This is a genomic window from Parafrankia colletiae, from assembly GCF_001854655.1.
GTDB classification, from domain to species: domain Bacteria; phylum Actinomycetota; class Actinomycetes; order Frankiales; family Frankiaceae; genus Parafrankia; species Parafrankia colletiae.
In genome coordinates this window covers 78,167-87,708 of record NZ_MBLM01000136.1, presented here as the reverse complement: position 1 = coordinate 87,708, position 9,542 = coordinate 78,167, and the positions used below count along the sequence as shown (strand labels likewise).

Here is a 9,542-nt window from a genome sequence, read left to right as displayed (position 1 = left end):
TCGAGCGAGCAGGGCGATGGCCCGGTGGGGACCAGGGGCGTGTCCGAACTCTCCCATTCGCGAGTTCCGACACGAGGAAGGTGCACCAGTGAGCAATGTGGAAGAGGTACCGACCGAGATCCGGTGCCAGGCCGAGAAGTCCGCCGGCCCGGGGGTGGAGATCATCACCCCGCACCGGGTGCCTCTCGGCGGCAGCCTGGAGGTACGGCGCACCCTCCCCCGGCACACCCGTTCCATGATCGGCGCGTGGTGCTTCGCCGACCACTACGGCCCGCACGACGTCTCCGCCGGTGGCGGTGGGATGAACGTCCCGCCGCACCCGCACACCGGGCTGCAGACGGTGAGCTGGCTGTTCGAGGGGGTGGTCGAGCACCGCGACAGCCTGGGCACGCACGCGCTGGTCCGGCCCGGCGAGCTGAACCTGATGACCGGCGGCCACGGCATCTGCCACTCCGAGGTGTCCGCGCCGGGCACGGCTGTCCTGCACGGGGTGCAGCTCTGGGTGGCGCTGCCCGACGCGCACCGCGACGCCCCGGCGAACTTCGAGCACCACACCCCGCCGGTCGTCGAGATCGACGGCGCGGCGGTGCGGGTCCTCCTCGGCGAGCTGGCCGGCGAGCGGTCTCCGGTCCCGACGTTCAGCCCGCTGCTCGGCGCGGAGCTCGTCCTGCCCCCGGGCGCGCGCCTGCGCCTGCCGGTCGATCCGGGCCACGAGCACGGCGTCCTAGTCGACAGCGGGACTCTCGAGCTCGCCGGGCGTCCGGTCGCACGCGGTGAGCTGGGGTTCGTCGCGGCCGGCCCCGCGGGCCTGGAGCTGGCGAACCCCACCGGCGCGGACGTCCGCGTGGTGCTGCTCGGCGGTGCCCCCTTCACCGAGGACATCGTGATGTGGTGGAACTTCATCGGCCGCAGCCACGACGAGATCGCCGCGTTCCGCGAGGAGTGGCAGCGCCAGTCGGAACGGTTCGGCCGGGTGGAGGGGTACACCGGTGGCCCCGCCTGGCTGCCGGCGCCACCGCTGCCCGGGACGAGGATCAGGCCCCGCGCGAGGCCCTGACCGCGCCGGCGGAGCGCACGCCCGGTACCAGCGCCGGCCTCGTCCCGCGACCATGGCCGAACGGATGCGCGGTCGATACCGGACGGGGAAGACTGAAGGCGGACACAGGTGGTGGGCGGCGCACGTCGCCCGCCAGGAGAGGAGGACCGGTGAAGCGGCGTCTCAGCTGCCCGTGCGGTGAGTTCATCGTGGGCGAGGACGAGGACGATCTCGTGGAGAAGACCCAGGCCCACCTGGCCGAGAAGCACCCGGGGCACGACTACACCCGGGACCAGATCCTGTTCCTCGCGTACTGAGGTTCCGGCGCCACGGACGCCGAGGTCCACCCGCGGGTTGCCGGCGGACCTCGGCGGCCCGCCCGCGGCCCGCATCGTCACCGGCCCGCATCGTCACCGGTCTCCGTCGTCACCGGTCTCCGTCCTCGGCAGTTCGCTGCCAACTGCGGTGATCCCCCGCACGGTTACCCGGCTGCGGTGTAGAAATGCGCGGTCCAGTCGGGATGGTCCCGATGTGTGGGTGCCGCGGAATGCCGGCGGACACGCAGCACCTGGATGCCGGAGAAGCGGGAATCGGGGCATGCCGGAGTCGTCCGCGCTTGACGTCCTTGTCGGACTCGCGCTCATCTTCGCCGCTTTCAGCCTTGCCGTGTCGCGCATCAACGAGACGGTGCTGGCCTTGTTCCACTACCGGGGCAACCGCCTCGAAGCCGAGCTCCGCGCGCTGCTGGGCTCCCCCCGTCCGGGACAGGCCACGGACCACCCGGACGTCACCGCCGAGCTTCTCGACGGCCCGCTGCGGGTCATGCGGACCACCGGCCGCCAGAACACTCCGGCGTCTGTCGCCGACGATCCGCCCGTGGGCGGGGCGCTGGCCTCGATGCATCGCGCCCGCCGGCTACGGCTGCCGTCCTACCTTCCGTCCACGACGTTCGCGCAGGCTCTGCTCGACCGGGTGGATCCGCCAGCCCGGGTGATGCTGCACCAGCTGCGCCCGGACACGCTGCCCGGCGACGTCCCGGCCGACCTCCGCGCGGCCTACCGGCGCGCCTACGAGACGGCCCGGCGCGGCCTGGACGTACGCGCCGCCCAGGCGCTGTACGAGGCGATGCCGGCGGACCACCCGACGGGGCGGGTGGTGGCCGCCGCTCTCGTGTCCGCCGTCGGGTCCGGCCCGGTGGCCACCCTGGAGGAGGGCCTGGCGGCGTTGCCGCCCTCCCCCGCGCGGACCGCTCTCACCGCGGCGATCGTCCAGGCGGGCGGTGACCGCGAGAAGATCGTCGCCGAGCTGGCCCGCTGGTACGACGACGCCATGGACCGCCTCTCCGGCTGGTACAAGCGGCGGATCAGCGCCTTCCTGCTCGGCTACGCGATCGCGCTGTCGCTGGTGTTCAACCTGGACGCGGTCTCCATCACCCGGGCCCTGTGGCAGGACGGCACCGTGCGCGAGGCCGCGGTGGCCGCCGCCGTGTCCGAGGTGACCGAGATGACCACGACCGAAGCCGGGGAGCCCGGTGCTGCCGCGGGTTCCGCGGAGACGCCAGCCGGGGAGCAGGGGGTCGGCGCCGCGACCGAGCGGACGATCGAGGCGGTGCGGGACGCTTCCGGGCTGTCCATCCCGGTCGGCTGGGTCCAGGCGGACGACGGGCGCGACGACCCGCGGGAGGTTCCGACCTCCGCCAGCGGATGGCTGTTGAAGATCGCCGGTATCGCGATCGCCTGTTTCGCGCTGACGGCGGGCGCACCGTTCTGGTTCGACCTGCTGGGACGGCTGGTGAACATGCGTTCCACCGGCCCCCGGCCCCGCTCCGCGAACGCCTGATTCCGCCGAACGCCTGATTCGGTCGACCACCTGATTCCCCCGACGGCCGGACGGGCCACCCGCGCATTCCCGTGAGACCGCCCGTGAAACCCGCGCGCGGCTTCCGGTCATTGCCACTGCGTCCCCTACCCGTGTCAGATATCGGACCGGCGATGACGTTCTCTCCGAGCGCCGGCGGAAGGGGTCCCGCGCGATAGTCAGAACCGGGACGAATCAACCGGCAGGCAAAGGAGACCCCATGCGCCCGGCAACCGACCGACCGTTGCAGCGACGGGCCCACGCGGTACTGCCCCGCCGGCAGGTGCGGCCCCGCCCGCGGAGCAGTTCCGCGCTGCCCCGCCGCCCGTTGCTGCTCCCGTCGCTGCTCCCGGTGCCGCTGCTGGTGCTCCTGCCACTGCTGGTGTTCCTGACCGCGTGCAACGACAGCTCGTCCACCCGGAACTCGACGACCCGCGGCAAGGCGACCGTCCGCGCCGACGGGCCGGACGCCGGGCCGGGTTCCGCGAACACCACCGGCAGCCGGCCGAGCAGCGGTGGGCCGTCCGGGTCGCCGGCGCGGTGCGTGACGGCGGACCTGACCGCCTCCGTTCCGGACACGCCGGAGGCGGGCACGGCACAGCGGCACGCGCGTGTGATCTTCACGAACCGCTCGGCGCGGCAGTGCACCCTCCACGGCTTCCCCGGCACACAGCTGCGGACATCCGGCGGTGAGGTCTGGGATCTGGTGCGCTCCACGCAGGTCCCCGCGACCCGGATCGTGCTGGCGCCCGGCGCGGCGGCGCACGCGACGCTGAGCTATCTGCCGTTGGATCCCACGCAGCGCGACGCGGTCGCCTTCGCCCCGGCGACCCTGGTGCTCATCCCACCCGACGAGCGGACGTCCCTGCAGGTGCCCTGGACCCGCGGGCCGCTGCTGCGCCAGGACGGCGCCACCCACCCGGGGACGTACATCTCGGCGCTGCAACCCGGCGCCTGACGAGGCCGGCGCCTGACGAGCCCGCAGTCTGCGAGCCCGGCGCCTGACGCTTCGAGCGAACGCCCCCGCCCTACGTCCGTGCAGGTCGGGACGTATGCGCATGCTCCGGGCGGCGGGTGGGCGTGAGGTCTGATCATTACGGTGCCAACCCCGCCATCGGGGCAGACTGGCCGTGTGGGGCTGACAGAACTCCGCGCGGACGGCGCGGAACAGCAGGCCGGCAGATGACTCCGGGCCGCGATCCACCGGCAGCACCGGAAACGGAGGTGGCAGCGCCGCTGCCGGATACGCCGCCGGAGGTGCTCGCCGAGACCGAGCTGACCCGGGTCACCCGGGTGCTGCGGCCGGGCGGGCCGGTGATCAGGAAGGAGGCGCTGGGCCGGGGCGCGGAGCTGCGGCTGCGGCACGAGCGGGAGACCCTGCGCTGCCTCGTCGGCGTCGAGGGGGTCGTCCAGCTCGCCGCCGGGGCGGAGGCGTTCCCGGGATCCATGCTGCTGGTCGACATCGGCGGCACGGCGCTCTCCCGGCGGGTCACGCCACTCACACCGGAGCTGCTGGTCACGATCGCCGAGGCGTTGGCCCGGGCAGTAGCGGGTGTGCACGACCGCGGCGTGGTCCACCGGGACATCTGCCCGTCCAACATCGTGGTGAGCACGGACGGCAGCCGCCTGTGCCTTATCGACTTCGCGCTCGCGACCACGCATTCCTCGGTCCGGCCCGAGTTCACCCACCACAACGCGATCGTCGGGACGGTGCCGTACCTGGCACCGGAGCAGACCGGCCGGACCAGCCGCCCGTCCGACCACCGGGCCGATCTGTACGCCGTCGGCGCGACCCTGTACGAGCTGGCGACGGGCACGCCCCCGTTCGGCGTCCAGGAGCCGCTGCGCGTCATCCACGATCATCTCGCCCGGGTGCCGGTACCGGTGGCGCGGCGCAATCCGGCGATGCCGCCGGAGCTTTCAGCCATCATCGCGCACCTGCTGGAGAAGGAACCCGACGATCGTTACCAGAGCGCCGGGGGCCTGCTGCACGACCTCGCGCTGCTGCGCAGCGGCACCCCGCCGGAGCAGCCCGGCAACGGCGATCTGCGGACCCGCCCGCTGGTGTCCACGCTGCTGTTCGGCCGTGAGCCGGAGATCGACGCGCTGAGCACCGCGTTCACCGAGGCCACAACAGGGCACACACGCGGGGTGCTGGTCAGCGGCCCGCCAGGAGTCGGCAAGACGTCTCTGGTGAACGAGCTACGACTGATCACAGCGGGCCGCGACGGCTGGTTCGTGACCGGGAAGTTCGACCAGTACCGCCGGGACCAGGCGCATGACGGCCTACGCCAGGCACTCAGAGCTCTCGGCCGGCTGCTGCTCGCCGAGCCGGAGGACCGCCTCGGCGAGCTGCGTGACCGGCTGCGCCGGGTGCTGGGGGCGAACGCCGGCCTCGCCGCCGCCGCCGTCCCCGAGCTGGCACTGGTGCTCGACGTGTCACCGGAACCGGGTGATCTGATGTCGGCTCGGGCCCGGGCCACCCACGCCGCGGTCGAGAGCCTGCGTGCGGTCGCCTCACCGAAGCGGCCCGTGGTCTGTTTCGTGGACGACATCCAGTGGGCCACCCGGGCACCGCTGGAACCCCTCGACCAGATCTTCACCGGCGCGGCGGAGATCGACGGGCTGCTGCTCGTGAGCGCCTTCCGGGACGGCGTGCTCGCCCCCGCCGCCCCCCTCGCCGAGGTATTCGGCCGATGGCTGCGCGATCCGGCGGCGCCACGCCACCTGCGGCTGGAGAATCTCTCGCCGTCGGCGCAGGCGATGATGGTGGCGGACGTCCTGCACCTCGCCCACGGGCCGGCCGCGGACCTGGCGCAGACCATCGCACCGTTCACCCAGGGCAACCCGATGGACACCGTCGAGCTGCTCAACACGCTGCGGTACGAAGGTCTGCTGAGCCCGGCGCAGGGCGGCTGGCGCTGGGACCGGCAGGTGGTGCGCCGCCGGCTCGACCGCGACGGGCTCCCCGCGATGCTGGCGGCTCCGGTCAGGGCGTTACCCGGCCCGGCCGCGGAGCTGCTGGCGGCGCTTGCCTGCCTTGCCGGCCAGGTGGATCTCGACCTCCTGACCGCGGCGATGGCRCTGCCCGCGGACGAGGTCGAGCGGCGTCTGGCCCCGGCACTCGACGCGGGCCTGTTGGTCATCGCGTCCGCGTCCGGCGGCCGGCACGAGGTGCGCTTCGTGYATGACCGCACGCGGGAGAGCATCCTCGCGGCCCTCACCGCGCGGCCGCGACGGACCGCACGGCTGCGGCTGAGGCTGGCCCGCGCCCTGGCCGACCACCCGGAGTACTGCTCCGCCGCGGCCGAGCAGTACCTGGCGGTCATCGACGTCGGCACCTCGGGCGGCCTGGACGTCGCGGACAGCATGAACATCGCAGACAGCGTCGACGTCGCGGACGGTTCACAGGCCGTCCCGGAGGACGTTGCCAGTGTCGGCGCTCTGGCGGACGACGAGCGGCCGCGGGTGGCCGCGCTGCTGCGGCGGGCCGCCGACGAGGCCCGGACCGTCGGCAGTCATGCGCAGGTCGAGCGCCTCCTGACCGCCGCGGCGGAGCTCCTCGATCCGGCGGACGTCGACGAGCTGCTCGCCGTGCACACGGAGCGGCACGCCGCCCTGCACAACCTGGGCCGGCTGGACGAGGCGGACGCCGCCTACCGGACCATCACCCGGCTGTGCACCGACCCGGTGCGGCGGACCGTGGCCACCGGGGCGCAGATCAGCAGTCTCACCTTCCGCGGACACGCCACCGAGGCGATCCAGCTGGGCATCGACCAGATCCAGCTGCTGGGCCTGCGCGTCCCCGAGCACGGGGAGCTGGCCGCGGAGATCGACCGCGGGCTGGACCGGCTCGACCGGTGGATCAACGACACCAGCGACGCGGACGACGTGCGCCGGCCCGAGCTGACCGATCAGCGCCAGCTGAGCATCGCCACGATCATCTACCGGCTGATGCCAGCCATCTTCCTGCACGACCAGATGATGAGCGCCTGGTTCACGGTGATGACGCTGGAGATCTGGGCCTGGTCCGGTCCGTCCGAGGTCCTGCTCGGCCCGGCCAGCCACGCGGCGTTCGTGACGACCGCCCGCCGCGACGACCGGCGGACCGGCCACCGGCTCGTGCGGCGGCTGCTCGCCGTCGGGCACGCCCGGGGCTACGAGCCGGCCGTGTGGCAGGCCCTGCTCGTCTACACGGTGAGCTCCGGCCACTGGTTCGAGCCGTTGGAGGAGAACCTGGCCGGCGCGCGGCGCGCACTGGCGGGGCTGCTGGAGGTCGGTGACTACCAGTCGGCTTCCTGGGCCCATCCCGTCGTGCTGTTCAACCTGCTCGACTCCGCGCCGTCGCTGGACGTCGTCCTCGCCGAGGCCGAGGCAGCCGTGGAGCTGACCGTCCGTACCGGTAACCAGCAGGCGGAGGAGCTGCTGCTCACCTACCACCACCTGTTGGGGGTGCTGCGCGGCGAGGCGGAGGACACCGCTGCCGACGAGGCGGCCGATCTGTCGCTGCTGGCGGGTAACTCCAGCGCGCTGGCGCACTTCCACCTCACCAGGGCGTTCACCGCCGCTGTCTTCGACCGGCCGGACGACCTGAGCAGGCACCTCACCGCACTGGAACCGCTGTGGCCCCCGATGGAGGCGACCTACCCGACGCTGATGGCCGTCCTGCTGCGGATGCTGTCGTCCGCCTGGCGGATCCGTTCCGGGCAGACGGAGCCCTGCACCACCGGTTCGACCGGTGCCGCGGCCCCGGCCGCCGGCGCGGGCCCGGACAGAACGCCGAGCTGCGCCGAGCTGGCGGCGCTCGACGAGACGATCACGTGGCTGGCCGCGCGCACCGCGGACGCGCCGCAGAACGTCCTGCACCTGCTGAGCCTGGCGCAGGCGGAGCGGGCCTGGGCGGTCGGCGACTTCCAGCAGGCCGCCTACCTGTTCGACATCGCCCAACGGGAGGCCGTCTCGCGGGAACGGCCGTGGCACCTGGCGCTGATCCTGGAGGAGGCGGCCCGCTTCTACCTGGCCCACGGGATGGAGGAGGCCGGCCGCCTGCTTCTCACCGCGAGTCGGCGGGTCTACGCGACCTGGGGCGCCACGGCGAAGGTCAACCTGCTCGACTGGGGCAGTCCCACGCTGCGGTCGACGCCCGGTGTCGAGGAGCCGTTCATCCAGGCACTCACGGACCGGCCCACCCGCCGGTCGGTGCTCACCTCGGGCGCGATCGATCTGCGGGGCATCGTGGCCGCCTCCCGGGCCCTGAGCTCCGAGACGAGCGTGATCGGGCTGCAGACCCGGGTGGTGGCGATCCTGTCGGAGATGACGGGCGCCACCGACGTCCACCTGCTGCTGCGCGACGAGGAGCGCGAGACCTGGACGGTGTCGACCGGCGCCGGGGACGGCATCCCGCTGCGGGAGGCGGGCCAACGGCGCCTGCTGCCGCCGTCGGTCGTCTGGTACGCCGAGCGCACCCGGGAACCGGTCGTCGTCGCCAACGCCGCCGCCGACGAGCGGTTCCGCCGCGACCCGTGCTTCCACGGGCTGGACCGCTGCTCGCTGCTCGCCATCCCGATCACGACCCGCGGGCGGCTCCGGGCCATGCTCATGCTGGAGAACCGGATGATCCGCCACGCCTTCTCGGCCGACCGCCTCGAAGGGATCATGGCAGTGGCCGGGCAGCTGGCGGTCTCCCTCGACAACGCCCTGATGTACGCCTCGCTGGAACGCAAGGTCGCCAAGCGGACCCGCCAGCTCGCGGCGGCTAACCGGCAGCTGCGCCGGCTCTCCGTGACCGACCCGCTGACCGGGCTGGCGAACCGGCGGCGCCTGGACGAGATCCTCGAGGCCGAATGGCGCCATGCGCGGCGGCAGCCGGCACCGATCGCTCTCATGATGATCGACATCGACCACTTCAAGCTTTACAACGACTATTTCGGGCACATCGAGGGTGACAGGTGCCTCCAGCGGGTTGCCGGAGCCCTCAGCCGGAACCTGGCCGACCGGATGGTCGCCGCGCGGTTCGGCGGCGAGGAGTTCACCGTGGTGCTGCCGGGCACCGACGCGCTGGCCGCCGCGCGGCTCGCCCGCCACCTGCGCGCGATCGTCGAGGAGCTGGACGAGGCGCACCCGCGCGCCGCCGGCGGTGTCGTCACGGTGAGCATCGGTGTCACGGCGATCGTTCCCGGACCCGACGACACCCTCGCCGACTTCATGACGTGCGCCGATGTCGCGCTCTACCGGGCGAAGCGCAGTGGACGCAACCGGGTGGAGGTGGTCCTCGAGCAGCACGGACCGGGGTGAGCCCCGCACCCGCGGCAGGACGCCCGCGACAGGGCGCCAGCAGGGAGCACACCCGTGAAATGTGGTCTACCGCCCGGATCGGTCACGCCGGTGAGTCCGGCCCCGGCCCGCGCGTAGGCTCCAGAAGCCAGGCACCCGGAGTGACCTTTACCTCACAGTCGACGATTGCCCCGCAGTCGCCGAGCGGCACACGGAGGAGGGCAGCGATGACCGTTCCCGAACGTCCGGACGTACCGCTGGCATCGAACAGACCGCCGGCGCCCGGCCATCGACCGACGCCTGGCAGGCCGGCGCCCGGACGGCAGCCGGCACCTGGAAGGCAGCCTGTGTCGGACAAGCGGTCGGCATCGGACGC

The 9,542-nt window shown here is 73.0% G+C and carries 5 protein-coding genes; all 5 read left to right on the top strand.

Annotation, left to right across the window (positions count from 1 at the left end; genetic code table 11):
- The first annotated feature begins 88 nt into the window (after positions 1-88).
- Complete coding sequence (locus CC117_RS23270) at positions 89-1,057, top strand: pirin family protein (RefSeq protein WP_071087593.1); 969 nt, start codon at positions 89-91, stop codon at positions 1,055-1,057.
- Positions 1,058-1,206: 149 nt separating this feature from the next.
- Positions 1,207-1,353 carry a hypothetical protein gene (locus CC117_RS23265; RefSeq protein WP_018635162.1) on the top strand — a complete coding sequence of 49 codons (147 nt, stop codon included), beginning with the start codon at positions 1,207-1,209 and terminating at the stop codon, positions 1,351-1,353.
- Positions 1,354-1,633: 280 nt separating this feature from the next.
- Positions 1,634-2,875 carry a hypothetical protein gene (locus CC117_RS23260; RefSeq protein ID WP_071087591.1) on the top strand — a complete coding sequence of 414 codons (1,242 nt, stop codon included), beginning with the start codon at positions 1,634-1,636 and terminating at the stop codon, positions 2,873-2,875.
- A 238-nt stretch (positions 2,876-3,113) separates the two neighbouring features.
- Entirely contained in the window at positions 3,114-3,851 is a 738-nt protein-coding gene (locus CC117_RS23255; protein WP_071087589.1) for a DUF4232 domain-containing protein, read from the top strand.
- A gap of 224 nt (positions 3,852-4,075) precedes the next feature.
- Positions 4,076-9,187 carry a diguanylate cyclase gene (locus CC117_RS23250; RefSeq protein ID WP_071087587.1) on the top strand — a complete coding sequence of 1,704 codons (5,112 nt, stop codon included), beginning with the start codon at positions 4,076-4,078 and terminating at the stop codon, positions 9,185-9,187.
- Positions 9,188-9,542: the final 355 nt, after the last annotated feature.